General features: G+C 44.8%; 19 protein-coding genes. 2 read left to right on the forward strand and 17 right to left on the reverse strand.

Going from position 1 to position 20,158, the window contains the following annotated elements; all coding sequences use genetic code 11:
- Nucleotides 1-19 precede the first annotated feature (19 nt).
- The 3 genes from WKT00_RS07160 to rpiB form a co-directional block, all read right to left on the reverse strand.
- Nucleotides 20-754 (reverse strand): hypothetical protein, encoded by a 735-nt coding sequence (locus WKT00_RS07160; RefSeq protein ID WP_340262449.1) that lies wholly within the window; start codon nt 752-754, stop codon nt 20-22.
- A 43-nt stretch (nt 755-797) separates the two neighbouring features.
- Nucleotides 798-1,559, reverse strand: coding sequence for an N-acetylmuramoyl-L-alanine amidase (locus tag WKT00_RS07165; protein WP_101695067.1), 762 nt, complete (start codon nt 1,557-1,559; stop codon nt 798-800).
- Nucleotides 1,560-1,681: 122 nt separating this feature from the next.
- Complete coding sequence (gene rpiB / locus WKT00_RS07170) at nt 1,682-2,122, reverse strand: ribose 5-phosphate isomerase B (RefSeq protein ID WP_101695068.1); 441 nt, start codon at nt 2,120-2,122, stop codon at nt 1,682-1,684.
- 97 nt (nt 2,123-2,219) lie between these two features.
- Here rpiB and WKT00_RS07175 point away from each other — a divergent pair, with 97 nt between their 5' ends.
- Nucleotides 2,220-2,999 (forward strand): HAD family hydrolase, encoded by a 780-nt coding sequence (locus tag WKT00_RS07175; protein WP_101695069.1) that lies wholly within the window; start codon nt 2,220-2,222, stop codon nt 2,997-2,999.
- Nucleotides 3,000-3,093: 94 nt separating this feature from the next.
- Here the strand turns inward: WKT00_RS07175 and WKT00_RS07180 are convergent, their stop codons facing one another.
- The 9 genes from WKT00_RS07180 to WKT00_RS07220 all read right to left on the reverse strand — a co-directional run bounded on the left by WKT00_RS07180 (nt 3,094) and on the right by WKT00_RS07220 (nt 12,452).
- On the reverse strand, nt 3,094-3,711 hold the full coding sequence (locus tag WKT00_RS07180) for an HAD family hydrolase (RefSeq protein WP_242962652.1): 618 nt from the start codon (nt 3,709-3,711) through the stop codon (nt 3,094-3,096).
- A gap of 15 nt (nt 3,712-3,726) precedes the next feature.
- Nucleotides 3,727-4,989 carry a uracil permease gene (gene uraA, locus WKT00_RS07185; RefSeq protein ID WP_101695071.1) on the reverse strand — a complete coding sequence of 421 codons (1,263 nt, stop codon included), beginning with the start codon at nt 4,987-4,989 and terminating at the stop codon, nt 3,727-3,729.
- Nucleotides 4,990-5,108: 119 nt separating this feature from the next.
- Nucleotides 5,109-6,566, reverse strand: coding sequence for a xylulokinase (gene xylB, locus WKT00_RS07190; RefSeq protein ID WP_101695072.1), 1,458 nt, complete (start codon nt 6,564-6,566; stop codon nt 5,109-5,111).
- A gap of 196 nt (nt 6,567-6,762) precedes the next feature.
- Entirely contained in the window at nt 6,763-7,956 is a 1,194-nt protein-coding gene (gene tuf / locus WKT00_RS07195) for an elongation factor Tu (RefSeq protein WP_101695073.1), read from the reverse strand.
- A 119-nt stretch (nt 7,957-8,075) separates the two neighbouring features.
- The gene (fusA, locus tag WKT00_RS07200; protein WP_101695074.1) at nt 8,076-10,193 is read right to left on the reverse strand and encodes an elongation factor G; all 2,118 of its coding nucleotides are present in this window, start codon (nt 10,191-10,193) and stop codon (nt 8,076-8,078) included.
- A gap of 14 nt (nt 10,194-10,207) precedes the next feature.
- A complete protein-coding gene (rpsG, locus tag WKT00_RS07205; protein WP_207653806.1) occupies nt 10,208-10,678 on the reverse strand; it encodes a 30S ribosomal protein S7 in 471 nt (156 codons plus the stop codon).
- Between the two features lie 184 nt (nt 10,679-10,862).
- On the reverse strand, nt 10,863-11,285 hold the full coding sequence (gene rpsL / locus WKT00_RS07210; protein WP_101695076.1) for a 30S ribosomal protein S12: 423 nt from the start codon (nt 11,283-11,285) through the stop codon (nt 10,863-10,865).
- A 117-nt stretch (nt 11,286-11,402) separates the two neighbouring features.
- The gene (locus WKT00_RS07215; protein ID WP_340262465.1) at nt 11,403-11,879 is read right to left on the reverse strand and encodes a VanZ family protein; all 477 of its coding nucleotides are present in this window, start codon (nt 11,877-11,879) and stop codon (nt 11,403-11,405) included.
- 9 nt (nt 11,880-11,888) lie between these two features.
- Nucleotides 11,889-12,452, reverse strand: coding sequence for an HD domain-containing protein (locus WKT00_RS07220; protein WP_101695078.1), 564 nt, complete (start codon nt 12,450-12,452; stop codon nt 11,889-11,891).
- A 160-nt stretch (nt 12,453-12,612) separates the two neighbouring features.
- On the opposite strand from WKT00_RS07220, the gene WKT00_RS07225 reads away from it, so the two are divergent.
- On the forward strand, nt 12,613-13,374 hold the full coding sequence (locus WKT00_RS07225) for a sulfite exporter TauE/SafE family protein (protein ID WP_101695079.1): 762 nt from the start codon (nt 12,613-12,615) through the stop codon (nt 13,372-13,374).
- 13 nt (nt 13,375-13,387) lie between these two features.
- On the opposite strand, the gene WKT00_RS07230 is transcribed toward WKT00_RS07225, so the two are convergent.
- The 5 genes from WKT00_RS07230 to rpoC form a co-directional block, all read right to left on the reverse strand.
- Nucleotides 13,388-13,555, reverse strand: coding sequence for a FeoB-associated Cys-rich membrane protein (locus WKT00_RS07230; protein ID WP_101695080.1), 168 nt, complete (start codon nt 13,553-13,555; stop codon nt 13,388-13,390).
- Between the two features lie 49 nt (nt 13,556-13,604).
- The gene (feoB, locus tag WKT00_RS07235) at nt 13,605-15,794 is read right to left on the reverse strand and encodes a ferrous iron transport protein B (RefSeq protein WP_101695081.1); all 2,190 of its coding nucleotides are present in this window, start codon (nt 15,792-15,794) and stop codon (nt 13,605-13,607) included.
- A gap of 19 nt (nt 15,795-15,813) precedes the next feature.
- Nucleotides 15,814-16,032, reverse strand: coding sequence for a FeoA family protein (locus WKT00_RS07240; protein WP_101695082.1), 219 nt, complete (start codon nt 16,030-16,032; stop codon nt 15,814-15,816).
- 51 nt (nt 16,033-16,083) lie between these two features.
- A complete protein-coding gene (locus tag WKT00_RS07245) occupies nt 16,084-16,293 on the reverse strand; it encodes a FeoA family protein (RefSeq protein WP_101695083.1) in 210 nt (69 codons plus the stop codon).
- Nucleotides 16,294-16,478: 185 nt separating this feature from the next.
- Entirely contained in the window at nt 16,479-20,147 is a 3,669-nt protein-coding gene (gene rpoC / locus WKT00_RS07250; protein WP_101695084.1) for a DNA-directed RNA polymerase subunit beta', read from the reverse strand.
- Nucleotides 20,148-20,158: the final 11 nt, after the last annotated feature.

A 20,158-nucleotide genomic window follows, 5' to 3' on the forward strand; every position in this document is an offset into this window, starting at 1 on the left:
CTCCAGCTTTTCTTTTGCCTTATTCATCTTCTGCGCTATCAATCTCTTCTCCCGCAAGCTTCAGGATATCTGCAATCTGAGCCTCTGAAATTCCAAGCTTTTCTGCCACCTCATCTACTGCTACTTTTCTTCCCATTTCTTCACTCATAGACTGAATGGTCTCATCCAGCTCCGATACCTGTTCCACCATCTTCTTATCCTGGCGTTTCACTTCTGTCTGTTCTTCCACCAGCGCAAGCATTCCGGCGCGAACCTGATCCATAATCTCTTGCTCCTCCAGCTCCCGGTCATTTCGGCTGTCAGATTCCTTCAATGCAAGCATCAAGCTGACATTTCCTTCCTGAATTACATCTCCGATAAATACCTGTGATCTGTTAATCTTCACCGCCAGCTCTACTACCTTCGGAAAATAATAAAGCAGCCTTGCTTCCTCTTCGCTTCCCGCCTTCATTTCTCCTAGCTCTTCAAGATAACTCTCTACATATCTCTGCTCTTCTTCCGTAAGAATCGGACATGGTTCTTCCTGCGCCTCCACCTGCTTAGGTCCGCTAAGAATGCCGCCCATCTTCTCATAGCCACTCACAGCAACCTTTTGAGACAATAGATAATCGCAAACCAAATCTATCTGCTCTCGGCTTAACTGCTCATCTTCAAAGTAAGTTTCAACCTCTTCTAAGGTTATCTTCTTCTCCTGAGACTCTGCCAATTCCAGAATCCTCTGCAGCTTTCCTCTAAACTCTAATCTATCTGACACACTTTGTTCCTCCAATTTCTTTCGTGTGATTCCTTATCTTCCTCTACTTTACAATAACCGCCGGATAACCTGCACGCTTTATCTTACGCTCCATCTCTGCCGCTTCATTCAGATCCTGATACGAGCCTATCTGCACACGATAGTACGGCCCGTCATCATTGATATAAGCCGGATAATCCAACTCCATTAGTTCAGCAAGCAGACGTTCCGCATACACCCGGTTCCGGAATGCTCCCACCTGCACACGATAATCAGAATCTCTAATAACGCCTGCATTATCTAGAGAATCTAAGACTCCTTCCGCAATCGCCTGTGCAATCGAGTCCAAATTCTTATCAAACAGATTATTATCCACATCCGAATTGATAAACCCGGCTTCCACCAGTACCGCCGGCATCTTCGTCCTCTTCAGAACCACAAGATTCGGCCTTTCCTTCACGCCCAGATTCACAAATCCAATGGACTCTAGCTGTTCATTAATATCCTGCGCCATCTGATACTTCAAACCCGACAAATTGTAAACCAAAGATTCCACTCCCGACACCTGATTATCCGTCGGGAAAGAATTACGGTGAATAGACAAAAAGAAGTCCACTCCCGCATTGTTCGCTTCCATCGCCTTCTGAAAAGGTGTTTCATAGACATCTTCTGTACGGGTATACAACACATCAATTCCATGGTTCTGAAGGATCTCTCCAACCGCAAGTGTCAGACGCAGCGTATCTTCTGCTTCCTTTCGTCCTTCGTACACTGCTCCCGGATCACGCCCTCCGTGTCCGGCATCCAGCATCATTGAATATGGCATATTTTGACACCTCCTGTGTAATCAGCCTGATAGACCTTATCTGATATCAGCTTATGCCTTCTTCGCAAAATATGCCACACACAATCGGTAATCCTTTCAAGCAATCTCTTTTTCAGCTGTATCTATGCATTCTCAATCTCAGAGATCATATCCACGCGCGTCTGATGGCGTCCGCCAAGGAAACTTGCATCCAAATACTCTTTTACAATCGTTTTCGCCAGTTCCTCTCCAACAATTCTTGCGCCAAAAGCAAGAATATTTGCATTGTTATGTTCTCTTGCCAGCCTTGCAGAACATGGCTCCGAGCAAACAACCGCACGGATTCCTTTAACCTTATTCGCTGCAATAGAAATTCCCACGCCAGTTCCACAGATCAGAATTCCCAGATCCACTTCTTTTGCCACAACGGCACGCGCAACCTTCTCGCCATATTCCGGATAATTACAGCTGTCATTGGTATCCGTTCCAAAGTTTACTACTTCATGTCCCAATTCTTTTAAATAATCCCCAATCGCAAATTTCAGTTCTGTTGCTGCATGGTCATTTCCAATTCCAATTTTCATTCCTAAGATTCCTCTCTTCCATTCATTTTCTTTTTATATTATAATAGCTACAGATTGAATACGCAACCGTACAATCTTGAAACAAAGGAGAATTGCTATGATAAAACTAATTGCCAGCGATCTGGACGGTACACTTCTTAGAAACGGCGCTCAGGAAGTGGACCCGAAAGTCTATGATCTTATAAGAACTCTAAAGGAGAAAGGAGTTCATTTTGCCGCCGCAAGCGGACGCCAGCTCTACAGCCTGAGACATCTGTTTGAACCAGTCAAGGATGAGATTTCTTACATTGCCGAAAATGGTTCCCTTTGTATCTCAGGGAATCAGGTAATCTCTAAAGGCCTGATTTCGCGCGAGTTAAGCTTACGCATTTTTGAAGCCGCAAGGGAATATGGCTCCTGCCACATTCTTCTTTCCTGCGAATCGGCCTGTTATACAGACTCTCAAGACCCTGTTTTCAACCATCACATGCGTGACGTGGTGCATTACGATATCAAAACAGTAAATCGCCTGGAAGAAGTCAACGAACCGTTCTTAAAAATTGCACTGTGCGACTTTGACGGTACCAAAAAGCTGCTCCCTTATTTTCAGGAGCGTTTTGGCGATGAAATCAAAGTCGTTACTTCCGGTAATTTATGGGTAGACTTTATCGCTCCCGGTGCCAACAAAGGAACGGCGCTTCAGGCTCTTGCCAGCCATCTTGGCATCACGCCGGAAGAATGCGTTGCCTTTGGCGATCAGTATAACGATACGGAAATGCTTCAGTTTGCAGGCACCAGCTACGCCATGTCTACTGCAGCGCCAGGCATTGCCTATTATGCCACATATGTAACCAACTCTGTGGAAGAAGTCCTGGAGGATATTGTAGATACTTTATAATCCTGCCGGAACCCTCAAAATCAATCTATATGTTACCACAAAAATGCTCAGATCTTACGATCTGAGCATTTTTATAAACCTTGTACAGCCTTATTTAAAACATTTGCAGCAACTCCCGGAACTTATGAAGCGTCGGATATTCTCCTTCTACTTCTCCAAATCCATATGCCGCATAAATCATCGGAACTCCCGCTTTTTTACACGCATCTGCATCTCCTTGGGTATCCCCCACATACACAGCCTCCCGAATATGATTTCTCTCCATAATGATCCGGATGTTTTCCGCCTTCAGCTTCCCCGTATCTCCCGGACAGGTATGATCTGTAATCACATCTTGAAGTCCTGTATTCTTTAAAAAGGCTTCAATATATCCTTCCTGACAATTGCTTACAATGCAGAGTTTATACGTTTGCGCCAATTGTCTAAGCACTTCCGGAACGCCTTCATACACCTTACACGGCGCTGTCTCCATCCATTTATTCTGATGACGAAACAGCACTTTTGAAAGTTCCAGCTGCTCTTCTTTGGTCAGTTCCACAAACAAATCTGCCATAATTTCTTCTAATGGCTTACCGAACTCTTTCTTCAATTCTTCTTGTGTCACCCTGCGTTTCACTTTTGTCTCTTTCTCTAACGCATCATTCCAGGCAACCGCTACTTCTTTTGTCGAATCCCACAATGTACCATCCACATCAAAGATAATTGCTTCCATAATCCTTTATTTCCCCTATGCTTCTTCCCGGTCATTCGTTAATTTCAGCCGATCCAGAATATAGAATACCAGACTCAAAATCATTCCTACAATACATGCCAGTACCATTCCCGTTAGCTCAATATCTCCAAACTTCACCGCAATTCCTGACAATCCTGTTACAAATACCACGGATGTCAGAGTCAGATTTCTTGAAAGTCCATAATCCACCTGAGAATCCACCAGAATCCGGATACCGGACGCTCCGATCATTCCATATAACAAGAACGAAATTCCTCCGATTACAGGTCCTGGTATCGTCTGAATCAGCATAGAAAGTTTTCCTACAAAAGAACATATAATAGAAAGGAAGGCTGCTCCGGCAATCACCCGCACACTGTACACTCTTGTCACTGCCATCACGCCAATGTTCTCTCCATACGTCGTTGTTGGAACAGAACCGATCAATCCTGAAATCATAGTGGAGAAATTGTCTCCAAAAAGAGATCTATGAAGACCTGGTTTCTTCAGAAGATCCCGGCCGACAATTTTACTGGTTACGACCTGATGTCCGATATGTTCAGAGGTAATCACCAGAAGTACCGGCAAAATCATCATAATAGCTCCCATATCGAATTTAGGCATCTGGAAATTCGGCAGTGCAAACCAGGAAGCTGACGCCACCTGTGAAAAATCCAGAATTCCGCAGGCAAGAGCTGCAACATATCCTGCAATAACCGCAATTAAGATAGGAATTACCGATAAAAATCCCCGGAACAGAATATTTCCAAATATCGCAACACCAAGTGTCACTGCAAATACAATCACATTTCTAGGATCTACCTTATCCGCCAGAAGACCTGCGTTATCCGCTGCAGATCCGGATAATTCCAATCCAATCAATGCAACTACCGGTCCCATAGCCGCAGGCGGCAATACAACATCAATCCAATCTGTTCCACATTTATAAATAATAAAGGATAAAATACAGCCGAAAAATCCGACTGCCACAAAGCCACCCAACGCATATTCGTATCCTAATTTGCTGATTACAATTCCTGCCGGAGCAAGAAACGCAAAGCTAGAGCCCAAATAGGCCGGAGCCTGTCCTTTTGTTACTGCAATAAACAATAATGTTCCCACACCGTTCATAAACAACACGATTGCCGGGTTAATCCCAAACACGAACGGCACCAGTACCGATGCGCCAAACATCGCAAACATGTGCTGAATACTCAGCGGCAGAAGCAGTTTAAATGGAACCTTATCTTCTACCTGAATAATCTTACGACTTTCCATCTTTCATTTCCTCCTGTGTCTCTCCTGACATACCTTGCGCTGGTCTGTATCACAAAGGCCAGCGCGTTACATTCTTGTATATTCTATCACACCAGACCCCAAAAGGAAACGAAAAATCTTTAAAATAGTTCTTTCACCGCTGGATAAATTTTCCGGAATTCCTGATATCTTTCCTCGTATTTTTGAACCAGATCTGCCTCAGGTTCAATGGTATCGATTACCTTAACCACCTTCTCGGCAACGGTCTCTACATCTGGATACGCTCCACATCCGACTGCCGCAAGCATCGCTGCTCCCAGAGCCGGACCTTCCTCACTCTCAATTACATCCACCTTGAGATTCATAATATTTGCAATCATTTTCTTCCAGAGAGGGCTTTTGGCTCCGCCACCGCAAATCTTTGTCCGTTCAAGCTGAATTCCCAGACTTCTGGCAACTTCCAGAGAATCTCTAAGACCAAATGCTACACCTTCCAGCACAGCCTGCGTCATTTCCTCCCGCGTGGTATCCATAGACATTCCGATAAACATTGCCCTTGCATCCGGATTGTTATGCGGAGAACGTTCCCCCATTAGATACGGCAGATAAAAGACATGATTTTCTCCAAGGCGGCAAATGCCTTCCTGTTCTGCTTTGAAATCTTTTGTCTTCAAAATCTCTTCGCTCCACCACTTATTGCAGGAGGCTGCGCTAAGCATACATCCCATCAAATGATAATTTCCATCCGCATGAGCAAAGGAATGCAGTGCATTATGCTCATCCACTCCAAAATTCCTGCTGGAGATAAAAATCGTCCCGGAGGTTCCAAGCGAAATATTGCAGCGTCCATCTCCGACCGTCCCGGTTCCCACAGCTGCAGCTGCATTGTCCCCCGCACCCGCAATTACTTTCACATTTTCAGACAGACCAAGATCCTTTGTAATCTCTGCTTTCAGCGTACCTACTACCTCATAGCTTTCATAGAGTTTCGGAAGCATTTCCTCCGTGATTCCACAGATCTTTAGCATTTCTTCCGACCATCTTCGATTCTTCACATCCATCAAAAGCATTCCAGATGCATCCGATACATCCGTGCAAAAACTTCCAGACAAGCGATAGGCCAAATAATCCTTCGGCAGCATAATTTTTCTGATTTTCCCAAAATTCTCCGGCTCATGTTCTTTCATCCAGAGAATTTTCGGAGCTGTAAATCCTGCAAATGCAATATTTGCCGTGTATTCTGACAGCCGTTCTTTTCCAATCACCTGGTTGAGATATTCGGTCTCCTTACCGGTTCTTCCGTCATTCCACAAAATTGCCGGACGAATCACCTGATCTTGTTCATCCAATACTACCAGACCATGCATCTGCCCCCCGAAACTGATGCCTGCCACTTCTTCCTTCGGATATCCTGCCAATAATTCTTTGATTCCTTCCATAGACTGATCAAACCAGTCCTGCGGATTCTGTTCAGACCATCCTGGATTTGGGAAATAGAGCGGATACTCTCTTGAAGCGATATTCTCAATCTTTCCGTCCTCATTCATCAGCAAAAGTTTTACCGCCGATGTCCCAAGATCTACTCCAATGTACAGCATATTTATGTCCTCCTTCTTATCATGTCTCCATTATGATCTAATTCTAACACAGCCAGATCTAAAACTCTATCATATATATTTTTTCAGCACATAAAAACAATCCTGTCTTTTAGAATACAAAAACAGGGACCCTCAAATCAATGAGAGTCCCTGTGATAATCTTATCTATCGCTTAACACAAAGTTATTGCAAAAGATTACTCGATGATGTCTTTAACAACACCAGATCCTACTGTACGTCCACCTTCACGGATAGCGAAACGAAGTCCCTCTTCCATAGCTACTGGGTGAATCAGTTCAGCTGTCATCTCGATGTGGTCTCCAGGCATACACATTTCAACACCTTCTGGAAGGTTACATACACCTGTTACGTCTGTTGTTCTGAAGTAGAACTGTGGACGGTAGTTGTTGAAGAATGGAGTATGACGTCCACCTTCATCTTTTGTTAATACGTAAACCTGAGCTGTAAATTTCTTGTGGCATGTTACGCTGCCTGGTTTACACAGAACCTGTCCTCTTTCGATCTCTGTTCTCTGAATACCACGAAGAAGAGCACCGATGTTATCTCCAGCCTGAGCCTCATCAAGAAGCTTACGGAACATCTCAACACCTGTAACAACTGTCTTCTTAGTATCTTCGTGAATACCAACGATTTCAACTTCGTCAGATACATGAAGAACACCACGCTCTACTCTACCTGTAGCAACAGTTCCACGTCCTGTGATAGAGAATACGTCCTCTACTGGCATCAGGAATGGCTTATCTGTAGCACGCTCTGGATCTGGAATGTAGCTGTCAACAGCATCCATAAGTTCCATGATCTTGTCTCCCCATGGTCCGTTTGGATCTTCAAGAGCCATAAGAGCAGATCCCTGAACAACTGGTGTATCATCTCCTGGGAATTCGTACTCATCAAGAAGTTCACGAATTTCCATCTCTACTAATTCAAGAAGTTCTTCATCGTCAACCATATCACATTTGTTCATGAATACAACGATGTAAGGAACACCTACCTGACGAGAAAGCAGGATGTGCTCTCTTGTCTGAGCCATAACTCCGTCTGTAGCAGCAACTACAAGGATAGCTCCGTCCATCTGAGCTGCACCTGTGATCATGTTCTTAACGTAGTCAGCATGTCCTGGGCAGTCTACGTGAGCGTAGTGACGTTTCTCTGTCTCGTACTCAACGTGAGCTGTAGAAATAGTGATTCCACGCTCTCTCTCTTCTGGAGCCTTATCGATGTTCTCGAAGTCTACTTTAACGTTTCCTGCAACTCTTTCTGCCAATACTTTTGTAATAGCAGCTGTTGTAGTTGTTTTACCGTGGTCAACGTGACCGATTGTACCGATATTACAATGTGGTTTTGTTCTTTCAAATTTAGCTTTAGCCATTTTGAATATCCTCCTTATTATAGTGCCTTATAAGGCAAAATTTAATTGTTTACGTTTTGCTCGGCTATCTCTGATTATATTTCAAATCAAAGTGTTTTTCAAGCTTTTTTAGCATTTAATTAATCATTTTTACCGGATAAGATCTTTTCCTGTACAGATTTCGGTACTGGCTCATATTTCTCGAAGAACATTGAGTAGTTACCACGTCCCTGTGTTCTGGAACGAAGATCTGTAGAGTATCCGAACATTTCGGACAACGGAACATATCCACGTACGATCTTACCGCCGCCAAGGTCATCCATTCCTTCGATACGTCCACGGCGAGAGTTAATGTCTCCAATAACATCTCCCATGTACTCTTCCGGCATGGTTACTTCAACCTTCATAATAGGCTCAAGAAGAACCGGAGCTGCCTTCTTCATAGCATCCTTGAATGCTAAAGATCCGGCAATGTGGAATGCCATTTCACTTGAATCGACTTCATGGTAAGAACCATCGTATACGTTAGCTTTAATACCAACAACCGGGAATCCTCCAAGGATACCAGACTGCATAGCCTCTTCGATACCTTCACCGATCTTCGGAATATATTCCTTCGGAATTGCTCCTCCGACTACGGTAGACTCGAACTGGAATGTCTCCTCACCGTTAACATCCATTGGCTCAAATTTAACTTTACAGTGTCCGTACTGTCCACGTCCACCTGACTGTTTTGCATACTTGCTGTCAACATCAACCGCTTTTGTAAATGCCTCTTTGTATGCAACCTGAGGAGCACCTACATTAGCCTCTACCTTAAATTCGCGAAGCAGACGGTCAACGATGATTTCCAGATGAAGCTCACCCATTCCGGCGATGATTGTCTGACCGGTCTCGTGATCTGTATGAGCACGGAAGGTCGGGTCTTCTTCTGCCAGTTTTGCAAGAGACTCTCCAAGTTTACCCTGGGAAGCTTTTGTCTTAGGCTCGATAGCGAGCTCGATAACTGGCTCTGGGAATTCCATAGACTCCAGGATTACCGGATGCTGCTCATCACAGATGGTATCACCTGTAGAAGTGAACTTAAATCCGATCGCTGCTGCGATATCTCCTGAATAAACTTTGTCTAATTCTTCTCTCTTATTTGCGTGCATCTGAAGGATACGTCCCACACGCTCTTTTTTGCCTTTTGTAGCATTCAGTACATAAGAACCGGAGTTCATTGTACCAGAGTAAACTCTGAAGTATGCCAGCTTACCAACGAATGGGTCTGTCATAATCTTGAATGCAAGAGCTGCAAATGGCTCTTCGTCAGAAGAATGTCTTACTGTCTCATTTCCGTCCATATCAACACCCTGGATTGCAGGAACGTCTAATGGAGATGGCATGAATTCGATGATTGCATCAAGAAGCTTCTGAACACCTTTGTTTCTGTAAGCAGTACCACAGCAAACCGGTACAGCATCACATTCACAAGTAGCTTTTCTCAGCACAGCTTTCATCTCTTCAACAGTAGGCTCTTCTCCTTCCAGATACTGCATCATCAGATCGTCGTCTAACTCACAAACCTTCTCAACCAGCTCTGTGTGATAGAGTTCTGCATCTTCCTGCATATCTTCTGGAATATCAGTAATGGAGATATCATCTCCCTTATCATCATTATAGATGTAAGCTTTCATTTCAAACAGATCGATAATTCCCTTGAATTCATCTTCTTTTCCGATCGGGATCTGAAGACAGATTGCATTCTTACCTAATCTTGTTTTAATCTGCTCTACTGCATTGTAGAAATCAGCACCCAAAATGTCCATCTTGTTGATGAATGCCATTCTTGGTACGTTGTATGTGTCAGCCTGACGCCATACGTTTTCTGACTGCGGCTCAACACCACCCTTAGCACAGAACACACCAACAGCTCCGTCCAGTACACGAAGGGAACGCTCAACCTCTACGGTAAAGTCTACGTGTCCAGGGGTATCAATGATATTGATACGGTGCTCTAAAGCGCCAGCTTTTGGCTTGCAGTTTTCCTGCAGTGTCCAGTGGCATGTTGTAGCGGCAGAAGTGATCGTGATACCTCTTTCCTGCTCCTGAGCCATCCAGTCCATGGTAGCAGTACCTTCGTGGGTGTCACCGATCTTATGATTTACACCAGTATAGTAAAGAATACGCTCTGTTGTCGTAGTCTTACCAGCATCGATATGAGCCATAATACCAATGTTTCTTGTTCTATCTAATGGATATTCTCTTCCTGCCAAGATCTTTTCCTCCCTTAGAATCTGTAATGAGCAAATGCCTTATTAGCCTCTGCCATCTTATGCATGTCTTCTTTCTTCTTCACAGATGCACCAGTGTTGTTTGCTGCATCAAGAATCTCGTTTGCCAATCTTTCTTCCATTGTCTTTTCTCCTCTTTTACGAGAAAACAATGTTAACCAACGAAGCGCTAATGCCTGTCTTCTGTCAGCTCTTACTTCGATTGGAACCTGGTATGTTGCACCACCGATACGTCTTGCCTTTACCTCAAGTACTGGCATAATGTTGTTCATTGCCTCTTCAAACACTTCGATAGCTGGCTTGTCGGATTTCTCTGCAACTCTTTCAAATGCTCCATATACAATCTTCTGAGCTACACCCTTCTTACCATCAAGCATGATGTTGTTGATAAGCTTTGTAACCACTTTGTTGTTGTATAATGGATCCGCTAATACGTCTCTTTTTTGAGTATGTCCTTTACGTGGCACGGTTCTTCCCTCCTTAAACATTTTAATTTAATTCATCGGTACTCACATGTGTCCTCTAATGATACAGTGTAGTGCTGGGTATAGGCCATACCTCGCGGCATTGCCGCTGATATCTATATCCCTTGCAACTTACTTAATCATAGTTCTGTTTGTGACTACGGTTTTGTTTGGTAAATCCTAAGATTTACTTTTTAGCGTCTTTTGGTCTCTTAGCGCCGTATTTAGAACGAGCCTGTCTTCTCTTTGCAACACCTGCTGTATCAAGTGTTCCACGAACGATGTGGTAACGTGTACCTGGAAGGTCTTTTACTCTTCCTCCACGGATCAGAACAACGCTATGCTCCTGAAGGTTGTGTCCTTCTCCTGGAATGTAGCTTGTTACTTCGATACCGTTAGACAGACGAACTCTGGCGATCTTTCTAAGAGCTGAGTTAGGCTTCTTAGGTGTAGCTGTCTTAACTGCTGTACATACACCTCTCTTCTGCGGAGCAGATGCATCTGTACTTCTCTTTCTTAAAGAGTTGTACCCTTTCTGAAGCGCTGGAGCTGTAGACTTCTTTACAGCTGTCTGACGTCCCTTCTTTACTAACTGGTTAAATGTTGGCATTCTCTTTCACCTCCTACGATTATAATAAGCTGCATATTCATCTTCATGAATATCGGCACAAAAATATAATGCCCTTTTGTGCACGCTAAATTAGTGTATTACTATTTTTCACGGTTGTCAAGATGTTTTCCCGGATTTTCTGGAATCTTGGCATTTCAGCAGTATATATATAAGAAATATTCCTGCCAACAGCCCCACCGAATCAATCAGAACGTCCGTCAGCCGTCCGCTTCTTCCCGGAACAAACAGCTGATGGAACTCATCACTGGCAGCATAAAATGCTCCCACTGCAAACATTATTAAGCTTCCCCGCTTCGCATCCGGTATATAGCTATTCCACGTAAGCATCAATAGAATCCCCAGAATCGCATATTCCGATGCATGTGCACATTTCCGAATAGGGTATTCTATCTTCTCGGTAAATTCCTGCTGGCGATCTTTCTCCCATTCTTCATAGCCCGGGACAAGTTTCTGCAAGATCAATGTGCCGGCAGACATGCTCATCTCTGAGGACTCTTTTGCAGGCGCCGCTGAAAACCAGAAAATAATGCACATCCAGGCAAGCGTTAATCCTGTATAAATGATCCGTTTCATAAATCTTCCTTACAAGCCCAGCACATCTGCGATTGCGCCCATCTCTTCCAATGCCACATCAATCAGATCATCTAAGCTAAGCCCTGTAAACTCAATGGATTCCATATAGTCTCGATTTGCTCCGGACGCAAAACGCAGCTCGTTAAAACGCTTCATAACCGATTTGTGCTTTACACTTGCAATCTTCTTATCCGGATAAATCTGCGCAACCGCCTTTACAAATCCACTCATCGGATCTGCCGCAAGCACCGCATACTGCAATTTCGTCTTTGCTTTCATTCCGCTCTTTGGATTGTGTGCACAAATCGCATCAAATAAAACCTTGTCCTCGATGCCTTCTTTTTTCAGAATCTCTACCGAAGTTGGGCCATGCACACTCATATCATTCTGCCAGTCGCACTGCTCCTCGTCTAAATCATGGAGAAGTCCTACAATCCCCCAGTATTCCACTTCATCCGGTGCAAGTCTCTTTGCAAGCCCTTTCATAATTGCTTCCACTGCGTAGGAATGTACAATATAATTTTCACCCTTCATATATTTCATAAGTATCTCATGTGCTTGTTCTCGATTCATTTTCTATTCCTCCTCTAATGTCTAATTGCTGTAGCCATTGTAGCACACCTCTCTATAAAAAGGAAGGTTTGAACCCTTCCCCATTCTCCTGTATAATAGAAAGAAATCAGCTTACGAATACATGATTTTAGAAAACAAACACATTTAGAAAGGACTCATCATGCATATTACAAGCCAAACATTTCTTATTATCTGTCCACTTCTATTCCTGGCTGGAATGATTGACGCCATCGGCGGAGGCGGCGGTCTCATTTCAATTCCCGCTTACCTGATTGCCGGGCTGCCGCCCCACACGGCCATCGCCACCAACAAACTGTCCTCCGCCTGCGGAACCACTCTTGCAACCATCCGCTTTGCCAGAAACGGACTCATTCACTTAAAACTTGCCATTCCCGCCGTTATTATGGCAATGATCGGCTCTTCCATCGGAGCTCACTTATCGATGCGGGTGCCAGAGCAGATTATGACTGGTCTGATGGTTGCCATTCTCCCAATTTCTGCTTGTCTGGTACTGAACAAAAAGCTCTTTCACGATCAGGGATCTGACGAAGTGATCTTAAATCGCCGCACCTATCTGACCGCCGCCATATCTGCATTCCTAATCGGCGGTTACGACGGATTCTACGGTCCCGGTACCGGAACATTTCTCATCATTGCATTCACCGTTTTTGCAAAAATGGGAATCAAGACGGCAAACGCGCAGGCAAAAGTAATCAACCTGACCACCAACATTACTTCTCTTCTCATTTTCCTTCTAAACGGACAGGTTCTACTTCCCGTTGGTCTTGCCGCAGCGGCATGCAACATGATCGGAGGTCACCTCGGCGCAGGACTCGTTATGAAAAATGGTGCCCGAATTATCAAGCCCAGCATCCTTCTTGTTCTCCTTTTGCTGGCATTAAAAGTGGCAGGCCCATTCTAGCCTGCCATCTTTCTTACTCTTTTGTTTTTATTTCCGGCATATGTCCACAGCTTCCACTGCAGCCGGCGCAGCCGCCGGAACATCCGCAGCCGGAACTGCCATTTTTCTTCTGCTGATGTCTCTTTAGCACAACATACGTACAATATCCCAAAATCAGCGCAACTATGAGTAAATCAATCATCTCATTTCTCCTTTCCCTAAGAAGCCGGACGCTCTTTTTTCTATTTTTCTTAAATATTTGCCGCCTGTACCGAACGCTTCGTATACATCTCGTTTTTCTTTCCCGGATCCGGGCGCAGCAACAGGAATAAAAACAGAATTGCCACTAAGATTCCCACCGCCGAACCAATTCCAAACGCACCGCCCATCATTAGCGATCCAATCTGGTAAACACTCAGACAAATCAAATACGCGAAAACATTCTGGAATAAAACCGCAAACCAAAACCATTTTCTGGACTGCATTTGCTGCGCCATGGTAGCAATCGCCGCCAGGCACGGGGAATCCAGAAGATTAAACAGCAGGAAGGAAAATGCTGCCAGCGCACTTGGAAACCAGACGCTAACTGCCTGCGCCACCGTCACTGCATCTTCAGTGTCACCACTTACATTTGCCAATACACCCATGGTAGATACAATCGCTTCTTTGGCTGTAAATCCAGACAAGGACGCCGCCACAGGCTGCCACTCTCCGAATCCAAGCGGTGCAAAAATCGGTGCAATCACTCCACCAATCATTGCCAACAGACTGTCTCCGCTTTCTTCTACCATTCCAAATCCCGCATCTGTAAATCCGAATCCACCCAGGAACCACATCACTACACACGCCAGGAACAAAATCGTTCCCGCCTTTATGATAAATCCTTTCAGCCTTTCCCATACATGGAGAAGTACCGTTTTGGCCTGAGGAATATGATACTGAGGAAGTTCCATAACGAACGGCGCCGGTTTTCCTGCAAAAGGTTTCGTCTTTTTTAAGATAATCGCAGATACCAAAACAGCTGCAATTCCAACAAAGTACATCAGTGGAGCCATCAGGCCTCCCACTTCATAACTTCCCGTCGCATAGCTGGTCATCACGCCTCCCATTAATGCAATCACCGGAAGCTTGGCTCCGCAAGGAATAAAGGTTGCAGTCATAATCGTCAGCCGTCTGTCATTGTCCTGCTCAATGGTTCGTGACGCCATAATTCCCGGTATTCCACATCCTGAAGAAATCAGCAGCGGAATAAAGCTTTTGCCGGAAAGTCCAAAATGGCGAAATACTCGGTCCATTACAAACGCAATCCGCACCATGTATCCACAGTCTTCCAAAATGGATAACAATAGAAACAGAATCGCCATCTGCGGAACAAACCCAAGCACTGCTCCTACGCCGCCGATAACGCCATCTACCACTAGACTTGACACCAGGTTTCCTACGCCCAGATTCTCCAGCAGGGCGCCCGCCGCATTCTGAATTGCCACCACAAAGGTATCATTGGTCCAGTCCGTCATAAAGGTTCCTACCGTTGTAACAGAAAGATAGTAAACCACAAACATAACTGCAATGAAGATCGGAATTCCGAATATTCTGCTTGTGACAACCCGGTCAATTCGGTCTGATACCGTCATCTTTTCTTTCGATTTCTTTACGGATGCCTCCACAACTTTCTGTACAAACTGATAACGCTGATCCGTTACAATACTCTCCATGTCATCATCGTACTTTTCTTCAAGCTTTTTCCGAATTTCATCCACACTCACATGAGAAGAAGCTCCTGTTTTCCACCGTCCCATTACTTTTTCATCCTGTTCCAGCAATTTTACCGCATACCATCTCTTCTGTTCTTCCTCGACTTCCGCAGGCAAAAGATCGCTCACCCGCTCTACTGCCTGTTCCAGATCTTCTGAGAAAATCCGCTTCGGAAGGTTTTCTCGATCCATCTTTGCTGTGCGGCGAATCTCCGAAAGAAGTTCCGAAAGTCCCATCCGCTTCAGCGCAGACGTCTCAATCACCGGGCACCCCAACAGATTGGACAGCTTCCTGATATCAATACGAATCCCTCTCTTTTGCAGAAGATCCGCCATATTCAGCGCGATCACAACCGGTATTCCCGTCTCAATCAGCTGTGTTGTCAGGTACAGATTCCGCTCAATATTCGTGGCATCCACCAGATCAATGATAACGTCCGGTCGTTCTTCCAGCAAATAGTTGCGGCTTACTACTTCTTCCAATGTATAAGGAGACAGAGAATAAATTCCCGGAAGGTCTGTAATCGTCATTCCTTCCTCATTGCCTTTTCCTTTCAGCTTTCCTTCCTTTTTCTCCACGGTAACTCCCGGCCAGTTCCCAACGTATTGATTCGCTCCCGTCAAAGCGTTAAACATCGTCGTTTTTCCACAGTTTGGGTTCCCGGCAAGCGCCACTCTCATTTCCATCTTGTCTTCCTCCTTTATTCTATCGCACCTGTACACATTCTGCATCATTTTTCCGAATAGAAAGTTCATAGCCTCTCACTGTAAGTTCCACCGGATCTCCCAGCGGCGCCACCTTACGAATGTAAAGTTCACTCCCTTTTGTAATCCCCATGTCCATAATCCGACGTTTATAAGCGCCGTCTCCTTCGATCTTTTCCACCACTACGGTGCTTCCTACTTTTGCTTCCCCTAATGTCATATTCTTCTCCTTTTGTCCTTAACTTCACTCAATCTTCATTTTAAAAAGCAGCTAAATCATAATGTGTTTTGCCATATCCCGGTTAATGGCTACCCTGGAATCCTTCACATTGACAATCACATTTCCTCCCAGCGAAGAGAGCACCTCTATCTTGGTTCCAACTACAAAACCAAGATTTTCCAAAAATCGTCTGGTTTCTTCATTTCCACTGACTCTGCGGATCACATTACTCTCGCCTGTTGTCATCATTGTAAGCGGCATCACATCACATCTCCTTTATGATATATTTCCTTGTTTGATATTGATTATCATTTGCTTTTATATTCTATACGCTTGTGCCCACTTTGTCAATAGTGATATTGATAATTTTTTTCATTTAAAATCAGGCAGTAAAAAAAGATACACCGAAGATTTTCTCTCCGATGTATCCTTCTTCTTTATAAGCTTTATTCTTCTACGATCTCTTCTTCAACCGCTTCAACTTCTTCACTTTCTGCGCTTTCTAATGTCTCGTCTTCCAGCGTCAGATCCAGTTCTTCCTCTTCCAGCAGTTCTTCTTCCAGCTCATCGGACTGAAGTCTGATATCACGATATTTTCTCATACCCGTACCTGCCGGAATATGTTTACCGATAATAACGTTCTCTTTCAGACCTACCAATGGGTCAATCTTACCTTTGATCGCTGCCTCTGTCAGAACTTTCGTCGTCTCCTGGAAAGATGCTGCTGACAAGAAGGAATTGGTTGCCAGAGATGCTTTGGTAATACCAAGCATGATCTGTTCTCCGGTAGCCGGTGTCTTGCCTTCTGCCTCTAATGCTTCATTCACATCTTCAAATTCCAGTCTGTCAACATTGGTTCCCGGAAGGAATTCTGTATCTCCAGCTTCTTCAATGCGAACTTTCTTCAGCATCTGACGAACAATCACTTCGATATGCTTATCGTTGATCTCAACACCCTGAAGACGATATACACGCTGTACTTCCTGGATCATGTAATCCTGCACAGCACGAAGTCCCTTAATCTTTAAGATGTCGTGTGGATTCACGCTACCTTCTGTCAGCTCGTCTCCGGCCTCTAACTGTACGCCATCCTGAATCTTAATTCTGGATCCGTAAGGAATCAAATATGCCTTAGACTCTCCGGTCTCATGGTTTGTTACAATGATTTCACGTTTCTTCTTCGTATCATTGATATTTGCAGTTCCTGCAAATTCTGTGATAATTGCAAGACCCTTCGGCTTTCTGGCTTCAAAAAGCTCCTCGACACGAGGAAGACCCTGTGTGATATCGTCACCGGCAACTCCTCCTGTATGGAAGGTACGCATGGTCAGCTGTGTACCCGGTTCTCCGATAGACTGAGCTGCAATAATACCTACTGCCTCTCCTACCTGTACCGGCTCTCCGGTCGCCATGTTGGCGCCGTAACACTTCGCACACACACCACTGTGAGAACGACAGGTCAGAATCGTACGAATCTTGATCTGTGTCAGAGTCTCGCCGTTCTCGTCTACACCCTTCTTCATAATCAGTTCTGCACGCTTTGGTGTTACCATATGGTTTGCTTTTACAAGAATGTTTCCATCCTTATCAACGATATTTTCGCACAGGTAACGTCCTGTAATACGCTCCTGCAAGCTTTCGATTTCTTCATTTCCATCCATGAATGCTTTTACATACATTCCTGGAATCTCGCCGTTCTTCGGAGCACAATCTACTTCGTGGATAATCAACTCCTGAGATACGTCTACCAGACGTCTGGTCAAATATCCTGAGTCGGCTGTACGAAGGGCTGTATCAGACAGACCTTTACGCGCTCCATGCGCAGACATAAAGTACTCCAATACGTCCAGACCTTCACGGAAGTTGGACTTGATTGGAAGCTCGATCGTACGACCTGTTGTATCTGCCATCAATCCACGCATACCTGCAAGCTGTTTGATCTGCTTGTCGGAACCACGGGCTCCGGAGTCAGCCATCATAAAGATGTTGTTGTACTTGTCAAGACCAGACAACAGTGCCTCTGTAAGGGCATCGTCAGTTGCCTTCCAGGTCTCTACAACCTCTTTATAACGCTCTTCCTCTGTGATCAGACCACGCTTAAAGTTCTTTGTGATCTTATCTACTGTATCCTGCGCCTGCTGAATCATCTCCGGCTTCTGCGGAGGCACGGTCATATCTGAAATAGATACCGTCATAGCAGCTCTTGTAGAATACTTGTATCCAATGGATTTTACCGCATCTAAAACTTCTGCTGTTGCGGTAGAACCATGGGTATTGATTACTTTTTCAAGAATCTGTTTTAACTGTTTCTTTCCTACGTGGAAATCCACTTCCAGAAGAAGTTCATTGCCTTCTACTTCACGGTCAACGAATCCTAAGTCCTGAGGAATAATTTCATTGAAAATGAATCTTCCCAGTGTAGACTCGATCGTTCCCGTCATCTCTTCTCCGTTTGGAAGAGTCTTTGTCACACGCACTTTGATGCGAGAGTGAAGTGTCACTGCATCATTTTCGTATGCAAGAATCGCCTCGTTAACGCTCTTGAAGAATTTGCCCTCTCCCTTAGCTCCCGGTCTTTCCTGTGTCAGATAATAGATACCAAGAACCATATCCTGAGAAGGAACGGCTACCGGACCACCATCAGAAGGCTTCAAAAGGTTGTTTGGTGACAACAGCAGGAATCGGCACTCTGCCTGTGCTTCTACAGATAACGGAAGGTGAACCGCCATCTGGTCACCGTCAAAGTCGGCGTTATATGCAGTACATACCAATGGGTGAAGTTTAATCGCCTTACCCTCTACCAGAATCGGCTCAAACGCCTGGATTCCCAATCTATGAAGCGTAGGGGCACGGTTCAACATAACTGGATGCTCTTTGATAACGTCTTCTAAGACATCCCATACTTCCGGCTGAACTCTCTCCACCATCTTCTTTGCATTCTTAATATTATGCGCAGTTCCATTCTGAACAAGTTCTTTCATAACGAATGGCTTGAACAGCTCAATTGCCATTTCTTTCGGCAGACCGCACTGGTAAATCTTAAGTTCCGGTCCTACGACGATAACGGAACGTCCAGAGTAGTCAACACGCTTACCTAACAGGTTCTGACGGAAACGTCCGGATTTACCTTTCAGCATATCAGACAGTGACTTAAGCGCTCTGTTTCCAGGTCCTGTTACCGGACGACCGCGGCGTCCATTGTCGATCAGGGCATCTACAGCTTCCTGCAGCATTCTCTTTTCGTTTCTTACGATAATATCTGGCGCGCCAAGCTCAAGCAGACGTTTCAGACGGTTATTTCTATTGATAATTCTTCTATACAGATCATTCAGGTCAGACGTAGCGAAACGCCCTCCATCCAGCTGTACCATCGGACGAAGATCCGGCGGAATCACCGGAATCGCTGTCATAACCATCCACTCCGGCTTGTTTCCAGACTCACGGAATGCTTCCACAACTTCCAGACGCTTCACAATTCTTGCTCGTTTCTGTCCGGTTGCTCCCTTTAAGCCTTCCTGCAGCTCTGTATATTCTTTTTCCAGGTCAATATTTCTAAGCAGTTCCTGGATGGATTCAGCTCCCATTCCTACACGGAACGTGCTGCCCCATTTTTCTCTTGCTTCCTGATATTCCTGCTCAGACAGCACCTGCTTATACTGAAGATCTGATTCTCCTTTGTCCAGTACAATGTAAGAGGCAAAGTACAGAACTTTCTCCAATGTTCTTGGAGACAGGTCAAGAATCAGTCCCATACGGCTTGGAATTCCTTTGAAGTACCAGATGTGAGACACCGGAGCGGCCAGGTCAATATGACCCATACGCTCACGACGCACACTTGCTTTGGTAACCTCTACGCCACAGCGGTCGCAGACCACGCCTTTATAGCGGATCTTCTTGTACTTTCCACAGTGACACTCCCAGTCCTTGCTTGGTCCGAAGATCTTCTCGCAGAACAGACCATCCTTCTCAGGTTTCAGGGTTCTATAGTTAATTGTCTCAGGTTTTGTAACTTCTCCTCTGGACCACTCCAGAATCTTCTCAGGTGATGCCAAACCGATTTTGATTGCATCAAAAGTCATTGGCTGATATGTTTGTTCCTTATTATTTTCTGGCATACTGGCACCCC

Origin of the sequence: Dorea sp. ICN-14282 (genome assembly GCF_037890115.1) — a bacterium.
Lineage (GTDB): Bacteria > Bacillota > Clostridia > Lachnospirales > Lachnospiraceae > Dorea_B > Dorea_B phocaeensis.